Source organism: Nostoc sp., assembly GCF_041747015.1.
Lineage (GTDB): Bacteria > Cyanobacteriota > Cyanobacteriia > Cyanobacteriales > Nostocaceae > Nostoc.
Map to the genome: position 1 here is coordinate 15,521 of NZ_JBGTFY010000170.1, position 15,366 is coordinate 30,886.

Below are 15,366 nucleotides of genomic sequence, written 5' to 3' on the forward strand. Positions count from 1 at the left end.
TGACTCAGACAGAATACTATGTCTGCTGATAGAGGAAAATTTTTTCCCTCACTGTAGTACCGTGTTCATAACTGGGTGTTGAGGTTGAATAGTATTTAATGCAAACACAAGACAGGGTAAAAGTCAACCAAGTCGCAGGAGCGATCGCAGCTAGCCAAGAATATCTGCTTTCGATTCAAAATCCGGCAGGTTATTGGTGGGCAGAGTTAGAATCCAATGTTACGATCACTGCTGAAGCCGTCCTCCTGCATAAAATTTGGGGAACAGACCACACAAGACCTTTGCACAAAGTTGTAGCCTATCTGCGTCAAGAGCAACGGCAGCATGGTGGTTGGGAACTTTTCTATGGTGATGGTGGAGAACTTAGCACCTCGGTTGAAGCCTACATGGCTCTAAAGTTGCTAGGTGTACCAGCAAACGATCCGGCGATGATTCGGGCGCAAGTTTTTATTCTCCAACGGGGTGGTATCAGCAAAACTCGGATTTTTACTAAGTTGCATCTAGCTTTGATTGGCTGTTACAACTGGCGCGGTATTCCCTCGCTACCAGCTTGGGTGATGTTGTTGCCCAAAGCTTTCCCCGTCAATATCTACGAGATGTCTAGCTGGGCACGTTCTAGTACAGTGCCACTGCTGATTGTATGCGATCGCAAACCTGTTTTTCTCACCGATCCAACTATCAATCTAGATGAGCTATATGTAGAAGGCGTTGATCAAGTCTGCTGGGAATTGCCCCAAAAAGGTGATTGGACAGATTTATTTCTTACCCTTGATCAGGGGTTTAAGTTGGTAGAAAGCCTCAATTTAGTACCCTTTCGTGAAGAAGGCATCAAAGCCGCCGAAAAGTGGATTTTAGAGCGTCAAGAAGCTACAGGTGACTGGGGCGGCATTATTCCAGCGATGTTAAATTCAATGCTAGCTTTACGATGTCTTGGTTATGACCCAAGTGACCCCATTGTAGAACGAGGTTTGCAAGCAATTGATAACTTTGCCATTGAGACAGAAAATAGCTATCGAGTCCAGCCTTGTGTTTCACCTGTTTGGGATACAGCTTGGGTAATACGTGCTTTGATAGAATCTGGTTTTGCACCAAATGATCCGGCTGTGGTGAAGGCTGGGGAATGGTTACTGCAAAAACAAATTTTAGATTACGGAGATTGGGCTGTCAAAAATCGCCAAGGAAAACCAGGGGCTTGGGCGTTTGAGTTTGACAATCGCTTTTATCCCGATGTAGACGACTCGGCTGTGGTGGTGATGGCACTACATTTGGCGAAACTTCCTAATGAAAAATTAAAGCAGACTGCGATCGCTCGCGCCTTAAATTGGATTGCATCTATGCAATGTAAGCCAGGCGGGTGGGCTGCTTTTGATTTGGACAATGACCAAGATTGGCTCAACTCTATCCCTTATGGTGACTTGAAAGCCATGATTGATCCAAACACCGCAGATGTTACCGCTAGGGTTCTAGAAATGCTGGGTGCTTGTAACCTGTCAATTGATAGTGATAATTTAGAGCGATCGCTTACTTATCTTCTGCGCGAACAAGAAACGGAAGGCTGTTGGTTTGGGCGTTGGGGTGTAAATTATATTTACGGTACCAGTGGCGTGCTGTCAGCCTTGGCGTTAATTGATCCTCAAAGGCATAAACTCAGTATAGAACGGGGAACAACTTGGTTAGTTGGATGTCAAAATCCAGATGGGGGTTGGGGTGAGACTTGCCGCAGCTACAACGATCCCAGTCTCAAAGGAAAAGGAAATAGTACTGCATCTCAAACTGCTTGGGCTTTAATTGGGTTGATAGCAGCAGGTGAAGCAACTGGTAAATTAGCTCTTGAGGTTATTGAACGGGGAATTGACTACCTGGTGACAACTCAACAACCGGATGGTACTTGGTTTGAGGCGGACTTTACCGGGACTGGCTTCCCTAATCATTTTTATCTCAAGTATCATATGTATCAACAATACTTTCCTTTAATTGCGCTAGGTCGCTATCAAACAGTGATTAAAGAAGGTTAATACTGGTTGCTGTGGTAGGGGCATAACATTGTTCGCCCCTAGTGCGTATTCTTTGATTAAGAAATTCCATATAAAAGCGCATTTTTTAAGAGTCTTTGATACTCGTGAATGAATGTTATTGGGAAGTTAGCGATCTGATCGCCTACGGCAAGTACTGCATCCTATGCACCCAGCTAATTTGAACATTAAACCAGTTCAACGGTCAAAAGCCAATCTCATCTAAAATAATCAATAAAATCAGGTGCAATCTTTAGAGATGGCAGAATATGACAACCTTTGTAAAATACTTGCAGAAAATTATCCCCGTGATTTTATCCGTTGGTTATTAAATCAAGAACCGCGAACAATCGAAATCTTAAAAACCGAATTGAGTATTGAACCGATACGCGCTGATTCGGTGACATTTCTAAAAACAGAGAATCGGATTTTACACCTGGAATTTCAAACCACAATCAAATCTCAAACACCGATTCCTCTGCGGATGCTCGATTATTATGTTCGATTGACACGAAAATATCAAGTTCCTGTTACCCAAGTAGTAATTTTCTTGCAAGAGACAAGTGACGAAATTGCTTTTACTGAAGAATATGTCAGCGAAGTCACAACCCACCGTTATCGAGTTATACGCTTATGGGAACAAGATTCAGCACTATTTCTGGGCAATCTGGCGTTATTACCTTTAGCACCATTAACACGAACAGATTCAGCCCAAGCGTTATTATCACAGGTAGCCGAGGAAATTGCTAAAATTCCAGATATCGAGACTAGACAAAATACTGCTGCTTACACGGAGATTTTAGCCGGCTTAAAGTTCGAGAAAGATTTTATTCGTCAATTATTCCGAGAGGAGATTATGCAAGAGTCAGTGATTTATCAGGATATTTTCCAGAAGGGAGAACAAAGGGGAGAACAAAGGGGAGAGCGCAAGGAAGCATTGAAATATACTTTACGCCTTTTAAATAGACGCTTTGGTGAGATAGATTCATTAATAATTGAACGTCTTCAAGTCTTATCTACTGAACAATTGGAAGGATTAGGAGAAGAGCTTTTAGATTTTTCAAATGTATCTGATTTAGTTGCTTGGCTTGAGCAAAATCCAAGCAGTTAAATTCATCTCTAAAAAATCTGGTCAAAGCGATGTCTACGACGGTCACTGAGCAGATCGACAGGTCTTACCCTGAGCTTGTCGTACCCCTGCGGGGAAGCAAGCTACGCGCAGCGTCTCCCTTAGGAGAAGGGTTCACTGTGTCACTTTGTCGTTGGCGCAGCCTCTCGTAGAGAAGTGCGGGCTATTCGGCGTCGCACCCTACTACTCGTGAACGAGTCTTTGAAGTCCGTGAACTTAATCTTATTGGGGAAATTGTTGAATACCCTCTTTTATATTTTATTTAAACTTCAGTAATTCCGACTCCAAAGATTCCCAGCATAAAGTATTGCTGGGAATCACTTAATTGTCTTGATTTATTGTTATTTATGGTTTTACTTAAATTGCCTTCTGGCTGCTTCACCTACTATTTGTGGATTACTATTGGTGTCCCTACTGATGCCCACTGGAATAGCCATTTTGCATGTTTAGGTGCGATATTCACACAGCCGTGGCTTACTGGAGTGCCAAACCTTTTATGCCAGTAAGCTCCGTGAATAGCGTAATTACCTTGATAAAACATTGCATGAGGAACGTTGGGAACATTGTAGTTTTCTCCCCGCATCCGCGTAGTTTTAAACTTTGACTGAATTTTAAAAGTACCAACAAGAGTGGGAGTAGATTTTCTGCCAGAAGAAATAGCACTTCCATAAACCACTTTGTCACCTTGCCAAGCTATTAACCGTTGCTTTGAAAGATTAATTTGAATCCAGCGCTTTTCCGACTTTTGTAATGTCTGGATTGTTTGGGCAATCACTTGGTTTTTGGAATTTGCCCAAACTTCACTCGATTCAGTAGTAAAAACACTTAAGGACAACGCTGTACCAGCGAGGAGTATTTGTAAGCGACGCACCCAGTCAGGATAAATCAGTCTTTTCATTTTAGATACACTCATACTCAAATCATGGGGTCTTGATAAACTTATCAGTTTTCACCTTTATTTTCCTATCTATAGGACTCATATTTGATTTTTGTACAAACTCAGTACAACTCAAAGAGACTTCTTCCCTACTCCCCACCTACGCAAATAATTTCAGAAATCAAATCGGATTGCTATATTACTTTAATAGACATGAATTTTTAATGATTTGATTCAAAGTTAAGCTAACTGTCGCATCAGCTTTCTTGCCCTAGATGCGATCGCTTCCCAATTCCCCTCTGTTACAAGCTTTTTGGGAAATAATTCACCGCTCAAACCTACGGCGATCGCCCCTGCTTGCAAAAATTCTTTGGCATTTTCCAGAGTGACGCCGCCAGTAGGAATTAAGGGAATATGACCTAGCGGACTTTGCAAACTTTTGATATAGTTAGCCCCTCCCACTGCTTGTACAGGAAACACTTTTACACAACTAGCGCCCTGACTCCAGGCGGTAACAATTTCTGTGGGAGTCAGCGCTCCTGGGATGATGGGCACATCTTTTTCTTGTGCTGCTTGAATCATTGCCGAATCAATGTGGGGTGTGAAGAGGAATTGTGCCCCAGATGCGATCGCTTCTTGCATTTGCTGCACATTGAATAGTGTACCACTGCCAATGGTGCAGGCTGGTAACTCGGAACGTAGTTGACTGATTAATTCCCCAGCGCGATCGCTATTCCAAGTAATCTCAATTAGCTGCATTCCCACAGATGCTACAGCCATTGCCATTTGCTGTCCCAACTCGATTTGGGGAGCGCGGATGACTGCGATCGCTCGGTGTTTTTCCAACTGTGATAACCAAATTTGATTAGGCATTTTAATTGAGACTGGGAACTAGAGAGTAGTTTTCACTTTAGTAAATAGCTAATTTTCAATCCCCTTCATACTTGCTTCTTACATCAAGCTATGCAATACTACATACAAACAACACCAAGTCTATCGAATTACAGTATTTTAAAGCCTAAATTATTGAATAGCTAGACGTAGAGTTCTACAGGAGTAGTTAAAATGGCAATCGCGCGGCAAAACACAGCAGCATTATTAGAAATCACTATCTACAATTCCAATAGCTTCAATATAGGCAGCCAGTGGAGACAACTTGCAGCACAACTAAAGCGACTTTGGTGGCACACTAAGGCGTATAAGACAATTTTGGACGTCATGCTGCTGACCTTGGTAAGTCTGATTTTCCTAAGTATGCATTGGTCTTACCGCAGACTGTTTTCAATTCTCAGCCATCGAACCATTGACAGTAATTGGGATAAGCAATTAAAAATTAAAAGTTAGAAATGTTCGCGTAGCATCTCGTAGAGAATAAATGCGATCGTAGCAGGTATCTTGGCGATGTCAAAGTGCTGATATTGATCATAAAGTTGCTGTAGCTATGCCCCTCGTAGACATCGCCTGATTTTACTTCCTTAAACATAGTGGTAATTAAAGTATTCCTTATGGATATCAATGATTGATTCTGATGATAGAGGGAGTCAAAAGATTAGGATTGATAATATGTAGATGTGAGTAAAAAACGTTTATCCAATTAATAACAATGAATATTCTTGCCTGGATTGTTTTAGGTCTAATTGCTGGTGCGATCGCAAAAGCTATCTATCCTGGTCATCAAGGTGGCGGAATTATAGGAACAATTGCACTAGGAATCATCGGTGCTTTTGTTGGCGGTAGTTTAGGTCTATTTTTCACTACTGGAACCTTGGCTCTAACAGCTCCTAGTCTTAGCATTCCAGGTATAGCACTAGCAGTTCTTGGTGCAATTATTGCGGTTTTCTTGTGGAACTTAATCAACAACCGCAGCGCTGTATAAAATCAAAATTGCGGTCAATAAATCAAGGATACTTAAGAAATTCATTTAACAATTTTTTACTGTGAATTGAATCAAAAAAATAGCGCTTTCCTGTAAGTAGGATGGCGCTATCTTTTAATTTTTGATAAATAAAATAATAGTTGGTGGTAATCTAAATGCTGTGCGTTCGCTGTTAATGGACTGCCAATTAAAAAAATAAATATCTATTAATCGTAGGGTGTGGATCTAGCTCAGTTCAACCACAACTCTACATATCTCATAAGTTGTTTCTATAACTACATCTAGGCTAACTCTGATCAGTTAATTAACGGGGTTACAACTCCTACGGTACTATTAAGGGGGAAAGGATTGAATTCACGCCACTTCAAACCTCTAATTGATATAAGCGAAACCCTTTTTTAGCATCCACATCAAATTTCAACCCAACTTCCATTCCCATAGTTGTTTGCACTTCATTAACCGATATGTCATTAATCTTGATACTCTGAATAGTAGCTAAATAGCAGCAAGATGACCCCTCACTAACTAGGAAAAGACTACTTCCGATTGACAAAATCGTTTCCTCAACCTTTACTACTCCAGCCTCATGCTTCTTAAACCACTCCGTAACTATACCAACCTCCTTAGCTTGACCTATTGATTTCTTGCGCTCAATAACTTTATAAGTGACCAACTCAGCAAGTGCTTGACACAAAGTCTCGACAAAATCACACAGTTCTAATAGTGCATTGGAACCCAGAAAATCGTCAGGAAATCCGTGGGCTGCGTCGTTACGATAGCTAATTAATTCATTTAGTTCTCCTTCGGCAGTGTTTTGATTTCCTTTAATTTCTTCTAAAAAATACTTGACGGCTCTATGCTTTTCTACCCAGCCCCATGAATTTGGTATACCTGCTTCTGCCAACATTTTCTCTAATGGTTCTCTACGTAAGTTCTGTTCATGGAAGAGAAATGCATCTGGCAGTATCTCATAATCTTTTTCACTAGTAGCTCCACGAAATAACCCACGAATAACTTCCTCAAGAGAGAGGTGTTCATATCTGTTTTTCTTCAAATCAAGCAGCAATCTTCCAACGCCTGTCTGATGAGTATTTCGTATTCTTTCTTCTAAATCTGAATAACGTGGAAACAATTCTGGTAGCAGTAATAACCAATCGCTAACTAAGTCTTCGACAAAATGTTCATAAATTGCATACAACCGCGTTACTACAGCACAGTGATCGTAAACTCGCCACTCTCTTACCTTGGGAATATCCTGCATTAGGGTGTCAAGGATAAATTCAGTTCCCTCGTGCCATTCTTGCTTTATTGAAGTACCTGCTCCAAATGAAATTTCTCTCAGCCGCTCATTGGTCTTGATAATGGAACGAACAGTAGAAATATTAACTCTTACTGTCATTAAAATGTTTTGAAACATCGCTCTTTACTCTGCGATGATTTGAGACAGCATATCATCAAACAATTTGATTCTGTTTTGGATATCAGCCTTAGTTCTCCCAGCACCTGTAAAAAGCTTTGATTTATCTTCTCTAAACAGCCTCTTTGTCTCTTCAATTACTCTTGGCTTCCGTTCGACTAAAATATCTACGTCATCCAAATGTCTACTAAATCCAACCATAACGGCATCATAATAGGCTTTATAAGCACTATCCTTCCAGGTGTCAGTCTTGGGATCAAAAGGCTTGAATAAATTTTCGGCGTAGATTTTGTCCGCTAAATCTACAGTTTTGATAAAAATATTTTTTAGGATCTCGATATCTTCATCAGAAAACTTTAAACTCTTAATCATATAGAGGTTAAGAAATCCCTTCATTCCCTTACGGAAGTCATTGACATGGCGGAAGGCAAAAAAGCGAAGAACTAATTCGGCATCTTCCATTTTTTTATATAGATTATTTTGAACGAGTTTTTGACGACTGTTTAAAGGAATTTCCCAAGCTTCTGCAAATATAGAATTAGTTGCCAAGTCAAGTAATAGCTGATTGAACTTGCCATAATACAAACAGTTACGTACCTCCTGCTGACTTAGTGCAATACCACCAGTGTTTAAACGCTCAAAAGCAAGCTGTTTTAAAAGCATTGCTTCTTCAGGATTAGATGCTGACTCTGTAATCAGAACTATAGATGATATGGAGCGACGATCAATCCCGGCTTTAATTTTTGTAGGAAGAGTAGCATAAGTGCGTTTATTGAGTTCTGGCCAAAGTTCTAGTCCAGTTAATGTAAGACGGTTTTCATAAAAATCCCGAAGGGCTGTAATTCTCTGTTGACCATCCATTACCTCATAAAAATTAAACTCTTTCTCGTAAAGAACAATTGGAGGAACAGGAATGTTGATCAAAAACGACTCGATAAGTCGTGATTGCATCTTTTCATCCCACCGATCCCTTCTTTGGTAAAAAGGGCGCACATCCATATACCCAGGCTTCTTTAGTGCTTCAACAAAACTCGGAAGCTTTTCACGGTTCATTTCAGTGAGTATTCTTTGCTCACCAGACTCATACTTGTCGTTAATTTCACTATCAGACATTTGGATGCGGCTCTGGAAGGCTAATGCTTCCCACATCTGTTTTTCAGTTGGTGCAAGTTGCATTGACTACATCCTCCACAAGACCAGCGTGATACGATATTAAACTAGCTGAATATAGCCTAGCGCTTTCTGATGGGGCAAGGTTTTATGATGTTGGATGTTATGAGCAGTTTTAGGGACACTAGCAGGTATCTAATGCACTTTGATGTTAGTCAATAACAAAGCTTCATTGAACTTAGCTGAGTATAAATACGCTAAAATCTACAGATTTCATGAAACTTTTAATAAGTTGCATTTGTCGCTACACATAAACCGACAATGTTTGGTTAAACTGTAAGCGCTATGATTTAGTTTTATTGAACGTCTTATGCATTGGTTGTTATCTGGGCCGTTGAGTATAGAGAAATTGGCGGTTAACATTGCAGGCCTGCCTACATCCTTACAAGGTAAAAAACTGGTGCAGTTGTCAGATTTTCACTACGATGGTTTGCGGCTGTCGGAAGATATGTTAGAAAAAGCGATCGCAGTTACTAACGAAGCTGAACCAGACTTAATTCTATTAACTGGTGACTACGTAACTGATGATCCGACGCCGATTCACGAATTGGTACTTCGATTAAAACATCTGCAAAGTCGTAGTGGGATCTATGCTATTCTTGGCAATCACGACATATATTACAAACACGCAAAAGCAGAAGTTACAGATGCTCTTACTAGCATTGGAATTCATGTCCTTTGGAACGAAATTGCCTATCCACTAGGAAAAGAATTGCCACTCGTTGGATTAGCGGATTATTGGTCACAGGAATTCAATCCTGTAGTAGTTATGAACCAGCTAAACCCCGCCACACCCTGCATCGTTTTATCCCACAACCCAGATACCGCAGAAATACTGCAAGCATGGCGAGTAGATTTACAATTATCCGGTCATACTCATGGGGGTCAAATCGTGATTCCCGGTATTGGCCCTGCAATGTTTTTTTACGAAAAGCTTGCAGAAAAACTACCCAGAAAAGTTCGGCATAAAGTTCCATTTTTGCAAATAAATGTTTCTGTAGTCAGCCATTGGGAATGGGCACAGGGTTTGCATCAGCTAGGAAAAAATCAGCTATATGTCAATCGTGGTTTAGGAACTTATCTCCCAGGACGTTTATTTTGCCGCCCAGAGGTTACTATAATCACGTTACAAGGTGAGTGAGTGATTCAAAATAAAAAAAGGCAATCACAGGCTATTTATAAACAAAATATATTTAGTGAGGGTCTTAAACCAATTTATTCATCCGTAAGTTTTACAGAATTCAATTCTGTTAGCGGATAGCTAAGGTTTAGCCCATTCTGACCCCTGACCCCTGAATCCTTTTCTGATAAATTATTGCATTTTATCAAGTTACATTTTGATTTTTGGTAAGCTGTAAGCGCTGGTATGAGGGGTATCGGTTGTCTTATGCATTGGTTGTTTACGGGACATTTAAGAGTAGATAAAATAACGGTTAAGATTGCGGAACTTCCAGCATCTTTACAAGGTACAACGCTAGTGCAGTTGTCAGATTTTCACTACGATGGTTTGCGACTGTCGGAAGATATGTTAGAAAAAGCGATCGCACTTACTAACGAAGCTGAACCGGATTTAATTCTATTAACTGGTGACTACGTAACTGATGATCCCACGCCGATTCACGAATTGGTGCTTAGACTCAAACATCTGCAAAGTCGCTGTGGTATCTATGCCGTACTTGGTAATCATGATATCTATTACAGCCACTCAAAAGCAGAAGTTACAGAGGCGTTGACTAGCATAGGAGTTCATGTGCTTTGGAATGAAATCGCCTATCCATTAGGAAAAGAATTACCATTAGTAGGACTAGCTGATTATTGGTCACAGGAATTTTACCCTGCACCAGTCATGAATCAACTAGACTCAGTTACACCCCGGATCGTTTTATCCCATAACCCAGATACAGCCAAGATATTGCAACAATGGCGCGTAGATTTGCAACTATCTGGTCATACCCACGGCGGTCACATCGTCATTCCGGGCATTGGTCCTGTAGTATTTTACTATAAAAAGCTACTCAAACAAATTCCTAAAAAATTACGGCGTTGGGTAACATTTTTCCTGGGAGACTGTTCTAAAGTAGTGCGATATTGGGAGTGGGCGCAAGGGTTTCACAAGGTGGAAGAAAATCAATTATATGTCAATCGTGGTTTAGGAACTTATAGACCAGGACGCCTATTTTGTCCGCCAGAAGTGACTATAATTACCTTAATTAGTCATTAACAATTCTGAACTTTTTAGGGCGTTGCCTAATCAAGGGATGAATTAAGGTTTACTAATGTACATTGTCCATACTGCCAGTCTACGGCGATAAGAAAAAATGGTAAACAAAGAGGTAAAATTGAAAAAGCCATTGTCATAAGTAAAGCATAAGCCTTGAAAGAAATCGTTCTTTACCCTTCGGGTTCGCCAGTTCGACGGGACGGAAACCGACACCGCCGACTGGACTCACCCGGAAGGTGGGGTTCAACATTTAGCTAAAACAAATCATCGTCAATATTGATCAATAAATAATAAATAATAATTGCTACCTTAGAATTTTAGCTAACGGATTTCTCCAAATTACGAATTATTTTATTCATTGTTTCGTAAATATTCAATCGCTGCCTCTAATTTTGAGGAGTAACTTACAGCAAACTTTTCAAACCAAAGTCCTTCGGACGAAAGTGGATCTACTTTGGCTAACCACTTTTTTGCCTGCACTTTCAAAGCCTCTAGTTCTTTGGCTTTGAGTTGTTCTTGTCGAATTCGTTCCTGTTCTAGTTCTTGCTGTCTTTTTAACTCAAGAGCAGCATCCTCTTCTGCAAAATCGGCCTGAACTTCTGCCAAAAGGTTATCCACGAAAGATGCCGACTTTGGCGATGGTAGGATAAAGGATTTGGCTGTGGCTGATTTTGACTGCTGCTCAGGTTGTACTTCTTTGTATTCAGTTTGGAGTTGAGCTAACAGCTGATCAATGGAATCCATTTTTGTAATTCCTAATAAATGGTATGGCTAGTCATTAATGGCATTGAGCAGCACTTCCGATAGACTCAAATCCTCCATATCTTCCATAGTAATTGTGTCACAGATATCAAACTTAGCACCAGCACTTTGGAGTTCATCATCTAAGACTTTGAGAAAGCGGGTAGCCTGCTGATCTCTGCCGACTTGAATGAAGGAAATAGCTAATTCTTCATCTCGATCTATGCGGCGAGAAGCTTCAATAATCACCTTCATTACTGCTTTGCGATCGTCCGGTTCACCATCAGTAACGACTAAAATTGTTTCACCATTTGGCTTTGTTTGACCGCCTGCTTTGCGTTGCAGGTAATCATCAGTTGCGTGTTTTAACACACCTGCTAAATCAGTTGTACCAGAGGGGTCATTTTCTTGAAAAATTTGCGCTACCTTGCTGGATGTCACATTTTCGTACCGCTTGAATTTACCAGAAAATACATAAATAGTGATGCCATCTGGGTCAAATTGCTCACACTTACTAGCTAAAGCTAAAGTAGATTCCTGGGCTGCAACCCATCTACTTCTGCCACCCTTTTGATCTTGGGTTGCCATGCTGCCGCTTTTGTCGATAATCAAGGTATAATCACGATTTTCTAGCATTATTCAATTCTCTAGTTAAAAGTTCAGAGTTACTGGACTATGGGCTAATCAATACATTAGTCAGTTATGGCGTTGCTCAAGACATCTGCAAGGCTCATATCTTCTAAGTCGTCTAAAGTAACCGTGTCGCAAATATCAAATTTAGCGCCAACACTTTGCAACTGATCGTCTAAAGCTTTAAGAAACTTAGTCGCTTGGGCATCTGAACCTACTTGAATGATCGAAATTGCTAATTCTTCATCACGCTCCATCTGGCGAGTAGCATGAATGATGACTTCAAATACAGCTTTGCGATCGTCTGGTTCACCATCGGTAATGACTAAAATTGTCTCTCCGTTTGGCTTGGTTTTACCGGCTGCTTTGCGTTGAAAGTAGTTATTGAGTGCATCTTGAAGCACACCTGCTAAGTTTGTTGTGCCAGAAGGGTCATTTTCGAGAAATATCTGTGCGACTTTGGCTGAGGTAACATCATCGTAGCGTTTAAATCTACCGGAAAACACGTAAATGGTGATGCCATCGGGGTCAAACTGTTCGGCTTTTCTTGCCAAAGCGAGTGTAGACTCTTGGGCTATTTCCCATCTACTTCTACCACCCGCTTGGTCGGGTGTAGACATACTACCGCTTTTGTCAATGATTAATGTATAATCGCGATCGCTCATCATGATATTCCTCTGATTGTTACCCTGTGATTCTCAGTTTAACTCCGTTTTTTTACGAGTAAGCAAGGCTTGTAAGTATTTGTATCAATTCCAAGACGCCGCCCGACAGTTGATAAATGCGATCGCCTTGCGTCTTTATTCCCACAGAGAACAAAATTTTTTTAGTACACTGTGGCGGAAGTTTATCTACCCTTACAAAGGGGCTTAATTCCAAGCAGACAAGAGGACAAAAACTAGACGCTGTAGGGGCAATTAATGAATTGCCTCTATTTTAAAATCATGGTTTCAGCTATTGTTTGCGTAAGTCCTGGGTATTTCGCAGCCAAAACAAGGCGCTGAGTTTGGCAATAAGATTTCCCTGATTCAGCAGATGTCAACATAATTCGTAATTATTTCGTCAGCTAAATACCTCCACTTCTTGGGCAACCTTCATTTGGTCGAGAATTCCCCAAATTGCCTGTAACATTGGCTCTAACCCGGTGCGAGTAACTGCTGAAATCACAAAAACTGGGGCGTAGGAAAGATGATTAAGTTGGGTAGCTAACGCCTCCAAATCGACAGTTTCCCGATCAACTGCATCAATTTTGTTCAGTGCCAAAATTTGCGGGCGTTCTGCTAAACCTTGTCCATAAGCTTGTAATTCTTGCTTAATTATGTTATAATCTCTAACCACATCATCACTAGTGGCATCAATTAGGTGAAGTAATACCCGTGTCCGCTCGATATGGCGCAGGAAATCATGTCCCAGCCCGGCTCCTTGAGCGGCTCCCTCAATCAGTCCGGGAATATCGGCGAAAACAGTGCCATCGCCAGTAGGTTTCCGCACTACACCCAAATTTGGGATGAGGGTAGTGAAGGGGTAGTCTGCGATTTTCGGACGTGCAGCCGATAAAGATGAAATTAAAGTGGATTTACCAGCATTTGGTAAGCCAATAATCCCAACTTCTGCCAAAAGTTTCAACTCCAGGCGCAGCTGCTTTATTTCCCCTGGCAATCCTGGGAGAGCATATTCTGGGGCGCGGTTACGGTTACTCAAGAAATGCTGATTTCCTAGTCCGCCTTTACCACCTTGGGCAATCCGCAAAGTCTGCTTAGGCTCAGTTAAATCCCCTAGCAATTCGCTAGTTTCAGCATCATAAATGGTTGTACCACACGGAACTTCGATGATCAAATCCTTTCCTCCGGCTCCAGTGCAGTTACTTGGCCCGCCACGAGTACCCTTTTCTGCCAGAAAGCGATGATTGTATCTGAAGTCCAACAACGTTTGTAGGTTTTCATCGGCAACGAAAAACACTGAACCGCCTCGTCCTCCGTTACCACCAGAGGGGCCACCAGTCGGCACGTATTTCTCTCGCCGGAAAGCGACAATACCATCGCCGCCCTTACCAGCTTCAACTTCAATTTCTGCTTGGTCGATAAATTGCATATTTAAAATTAAGTGAGAAGTGAGGAGTTAAAAACTATAACTCCCCACTTTATCACTTTAACTAAATATATGCTGAAACATCTTCACCGCATTTATCTGCCAGATAGCAGAGAGCGCGAAAACGTAAGCCCACCAGTTGCTCATATAACGGGTTAACTTTACACATCGGCGGGATGTGGATAATCTTGCGACCAAAAAGGGTGATATCCCGCTCAAAGGGACACTGGGAGGGAATCATTTTACACAAAAAACGGGCTACTCTGGGGTCTTGGATATCTAGCCCATCCAGCCAGTCACGCAGGGGGCATAGTGCATTAATTTGACGCTTTGTAAGTCCAGTGCTGGCGATAGTTGGGGTAATTTGCTGTGGGTGTTCTAGAGTGTGGCGAAGGGCTTCTAGTAATTTCTCTGGCTGTTCCAAGGCTTGGCAGAACTGTTGCAAAACCTGATCTTCGCTGGGAGAATAAGTACCATCTGCGATCGCTACCATCACCGCTGTCCTTAAAAAATTTTCCGCTGCTGGTGTACCTTTACCCAACGCTGCGGCTAATTCCTCTGACGTAATTACCTCTAGTGAGTCCCATTTAATCCCAAAAGCTAATTCATCTTTGGTGATGCTGGCAATTAATTCTTGTTCTTGGGCATCAAAATTACCATCTGCCCAAGCAATGGTAAGCAGTCCACGCAACCAAGCGGCAATCTGTTCGCTGCTGTAGGGCGATTGAACGGTACTTGTCATAAACTCACGTCTTAAGCTTTCCTCAGTCACTACTAAGCTACCCTACTCAGTGACTTTGAAGATAGTGGGGGCAGCAGAGAAAAATCTCGAAAGTGTGATTGGTGCCTCAAGAAATCAACCAGAGAAATTTTCAAATCACAACAGTCGGTCTTGGGTTAAAATCCATTTGAGAGTAATCTTGAGAATTTTTTCTACTTAAACTGAAAAGGGGGATTTAATCTGTGTTGTGGAGGTATTCTTCATGAATAAAACCAAAGTTAACCTCGGCATCATTCAAGAAACACTACTAATTACCCTCTGGGCTAGAGCTTGTGAGCTTCAAGCAGCAGATCCAATTATAGTAGATCCTAAATCATCTGAGATTCTTGCAGCGCTCGACTACGAATTTGATAAATTTACTACTGCTAAATCTTCTCAGATAGGCTCTTGTTTACGAGGAAGTATCCTCGACAACTGGGTACGC

The 15,366-nt window shown here is 41.3% G+C and carries 15 protein-coding genes and 1 pseudogene; 7 read left to right on the top strand and 9 right to left on the bottom strand.

Features of this window, described 5'->3' with window-relative positions:
- Nucleotides 1-98: 98 nt before the first annotated feature.
- Both shc and ACEW80_RS13605 read left to right on the top strand, forming a co-directional pair.
- Nucleotides 99-2,015, top strand: a complete 1,917-nt coding sequence (gene shc, locus ACEW80_RS13600; RefSeq protein ID WP_373527090.1) for a squalene--hopene cyclase — start codon at nt 99-101, stop codon at nt 2,013-2,015.
- Between the two features lie 256 nt (nt 2,016-2,271).
- Nucleotides 2,272-3,123 carry an Rpn family recombination-promoting nuclease/putative transposase gene (locus ACEW80_RS13605; protein WP_373527106.1) on the top strand — a complete coding sequence of 284 codons (852 nt, stop codon included), beginning with the start codon at nt 2,272-2,274 and terminating at the stop codon, nt 3,121-3,123.
- Between the two features lie 403 nt (nt 3,124-3,526).
- Here the strand turns inward: ACEW80_RS13605 and ACEW80_RS13610 are convergent, their stop codons facing one another.
- Nucleotides 3,527-4,039, bottom strand: a complete 513-nt coding sequence (locus ACEW80_RS13610; RefSeq protein ID WP_373527091.1) for a L,D-transpeptidase — start codon at nt 4,037-4,039, stop codon at nt 3,527-3,529.
- Between the two features lie 219 nt (nt 4,040-4,258).
- Nucleotides 4,259-4,891: a bifunctional 4-hydroxy-2-oxoglutarate aldolase/2-dehydro-3-deoxy-phosphogluconate aldolase gene (locus tag ACEW80_RS13615; RefSeq protein ID WP_373527092.1), complete on the bottom strand. Its 633-nt coding sequence runs from the start codon at nt 4,889-4,891 to the stop codon at nt 4,259-4,261.
- Between the two features lie 192 nt (nt 4,892-5,083).
- Here ACEW80_RS13615 and ACEW80_RS13620 point away from each other — a divergent pair, with 192 nt between their 5' ends.
- Both ACEW80_RS13620 and ACEW80_RS13625 read left to right on the top strand, forming a co-directional pair.
- A complete protein-coding gene (locus tag ACEW80_RS13620; protein WP_373527093.1) occupies nt 5,084-5,362 on the top strand; it encodes a hypothetical protein in 279 nt (92 codons plus the stop codon).
- A gap of 259 nt (nt 5,363-5,621) precedes the next feature.
- A complete protein-coding gene (locus ACEW80_RS13625; protein WP_373527094.1) occupies nt 5,622-5,894 on the top strand; it encodes a GlsB/YeaQ/YmgE family stress response membrane protein in 273 nt (90 codons plus the stop codon).
- A 364-nt stretch (nt 5,895-6,258) separates the two neighbouring features.
- Here the strand turns inward: ACEW80_RS13625 and ACEW80_RS13630 are convergent, their stop codons facing one another.
- Nucleotides 6,259-7,293 carry an MAE_28990/MAE_18760 family HEPN-like nuclease gene (locus ACEW80_RS13630; protein ID WP_373527095.1) on the bottom strand — a complete coding sequence of 345 codons (1,035 nt, stop codon included), beginning with the start codon at nt 7,291-7,293 and terminating at the stop codon, nt 6,259-6,261.
- Nucleotides 7,294-7,317: 24 nt separating this feature from the next.
- Nucleotides 7,318-8,487, bottom strand: coding sequence for a DUF262 domain-containing protein (locus tag ACEW80_RS13635; protein ID WP_373527096.1), 1,170 nt, complete (start codon nt 8,485-8,487; stop codon nt 7,318-7,320).
- Between the two features lie 304 nt (nt 8,488-8,791).
- On the opposite strand from ACEW80_RS13635, the gene ACEW80_RS13640 reads away from it, so the two are divergent.
- Entirely contained in the window at nt 8,792-9,622 is an 831-nt protein-coding gene (locus tag ACEW80_RS13640; protein WP_373527097.1) for a metallophosphoesterase, read from the top strand.
- 246 nt (nt 9,623-9,868) lie between these two features.
- Nucleotides 9,869-10,702, top strand: a complete 834-nt coding sequence (locus tag ACEW80_RS13645; RefSeq protein ID WP_373527098.1) for a metallophosphoesterase — start codon at nt 9,869-9,871, stop codon at nt 10,700-10,702.
- A 351-nt stretch (nt 10,703-11,053) separates the two neighbouring features.
- Here the strand turns inward: ACEW80_RS13645 and ACEW80_RS13650 are convergent, their stop codons facing one another.
- From ACEW80_RS13650 to ACEW80_RS13670, 5 genes are all read right to left on the bottom strand, one after another.
- Entirely contained in the window at nt 11,054-11,446 is a 393-nt protein-coding gene (locus ACEW80_RS13650) for a salt stress protein, Slr1339 family (RefSeq protein ID WP_373527099.1), read from the bottom strand.
- A 27-nt stretch (nt 11,447-11,473) separates the two neighbouring features.
- Nucleotides 11,474-12,079 carry a VWA domain-containing protein gene (locus ACEW80_RS13655; protein WP_373527100.1) on the bottom strand — a complete coding sequence of 202 codons (606 nt, stop codon included), beginning with the start codon at nt 12,077-12,079 and terminating at the stop codon, nt 11,474-11,476.
- A 56-nt stretch (nt 12,080-12,135) separates the two neighbouring features.
- Nucleotides 12,136-12,741 carry a VWA domain-containing protein gene (locus tag ACEW80_RS13660; RefSeq protein ID WP_373527101.1) on the bottom strand — a complete coding sequence of 202 codons (606 nt, stop codon included), beginning with the start codon at nt 12,739-12,741 and terminating at the stop codon, nt 12,136-12,138.
- Nucleotides 12,742-13,135: 394 nt separating this feature from the next.
- Complete coding sequence (gene obgE, locus ACEW80_RS13665; RefSeq protein WP_373527102.1) at nt 13,136-14,164, bottom strand: GTPase ObgE; 1,029 nt, start codon at nt 14,162-14,164, stop codon at nt 13,136-13,138.
- A gap of 61 nt (nt 14,165-14,225) precedes the next feature.
- Nucleotides 14,226-14,903 carry a Mo-dependent nitrogenase C-terminal domain-containing protein gene (locus tag ACEW80_RS13670; protein ID WP_373527103.1) on the bottom strand — a complete coding sequence of 226 codons (678 nt, stop codon included), beginning with the start codon at nt 14,901-14,903 and terminating at the stop codon, nt 14,226-14,228.
- 241 nt (nt 14,904-15,144) lie between these two features.
- Here ACEW80_RS13670 and ACEW80_RS13675 point away from each other — a divergent pair.
- A pseudogene (locus ACEW80_RS13675) lies at nt 15,145-15,366 on the top strand (class I SAM-dependent methyltransferase); the annotation flags it as partial.

What these genes read in the sequence shown, in the direction of transcription:
- ACEW80_RS13655 (WP_373527100.1), bottom strand. Translation starts at nt 12,079, where the DNA reads ATGCTAGAAAATCGTGATTATACCTTGATTATCGACAAAAGCGGCAGC.
- shc (WP_373527090.1), top strand. Translation starts at nt 99, where the DNA reads ATGCAAACACAAGACAGGGTAAAAGTCAACCAAGTCGCAGGAGCGATC.
- ACEW80_RS13630 (WP_373527095.1), bottom strand. Translation starts at nt 7,293, where the DNA reads ATGACAGTAAGAGTTAATATTTCTACTGTTCGTTCCATTATCAAGACC.
- ACEW80_RS13620 (WP_373527093.1), top strand. Translation starts at nt 5,084, where the DNA reads ATGGCAATCGCGCGGCAAAACACAGCAGCATTATTAGAAATCACTATC.
- ACEW80_RS13625 (WP_373527094.1), top strand. Translation starts at nt 5,622, where the DNA reads ATGAATATTCTTGCCTGGATTGTTTTAGGTCTAATTGCTGGTGCGATC.
- ACEW80_RS13615 (WP_373527092.1), bottom strand. Translation starts at nt 4,891, where the DNA reads ATGCCTAATCAAATTTGGTTATCACAGTTGGAAAAACACCGAGCGATC.
- ACEW80_RS13635 (WP_373527096.1), bottom strand. Translation starts at nt 8,487, where the DNA reads ATGCAACTTGCACCAACTGAAAAACAGATGTGGGAAGCATTAGCCTTC.
- ACEW80_RS13660 (WP_373527101.1), bottom strand. Translation starts at nt 12,741, where the DNA reads ATGATGAGCGATCGCGATTATACATTAATCATTGACAAAAGCGGTAGT.
- obgE (WP_373527102.1), bottom strand. Translation starts at nt 14,164, where the DNA reads ATGCAATTTATCGACCAAGCAGAAATTGAAGTTGAAGCTGGTAAGGGC.
- ACEW80_RS13645 (WP_373527098.1), top strand. Translation starts at nt 9,869, where the DNA reads ATGCATTGGTTGTTTACGGGACATTTAAGAGTAGATAAAATAACGGTT.
- ACEW80_RS13610 (WP_373527091.1), bottom strand. Translation starts at nt 4,039, where the DNA reads ATGAAAAGACTGATTTATCCTGACTGGGTGCGTCGCTTACAAATACTC.
- ACEW80_RS13670 (WP_373527103.1), bottom strand. Translation starts at nt 14,903, where the DNA reads ATGACAAGTACCGTTCAATCGCCCTACAGCAGCGAACAGATTGCCGCT.
- ACEW80_RS13640 (WP_373527097.1), top strand. Translation starts at nt 8,792, where the DNA reads ATGCATTGGTTGTTATCTGGGCCGTTGAGTATAGAGAAATTGGCGGTT.
- ACEW80_RS13650 (WP_373527099.1), bottom strand. Translation starts at nt 11,446, where the DNA reads ATGGATTCCATTGATCAGCTGTTAGCTCAACTCCAAACTGAATACAAA.
- ACEW80_RS13605 (WP_373527106.1), top strand. Translation starts at nt 2,272, where the DNA reads ATGGCAGAATATGACAACCTTTGTAAAATACTTGCAGAAAATTATCCC.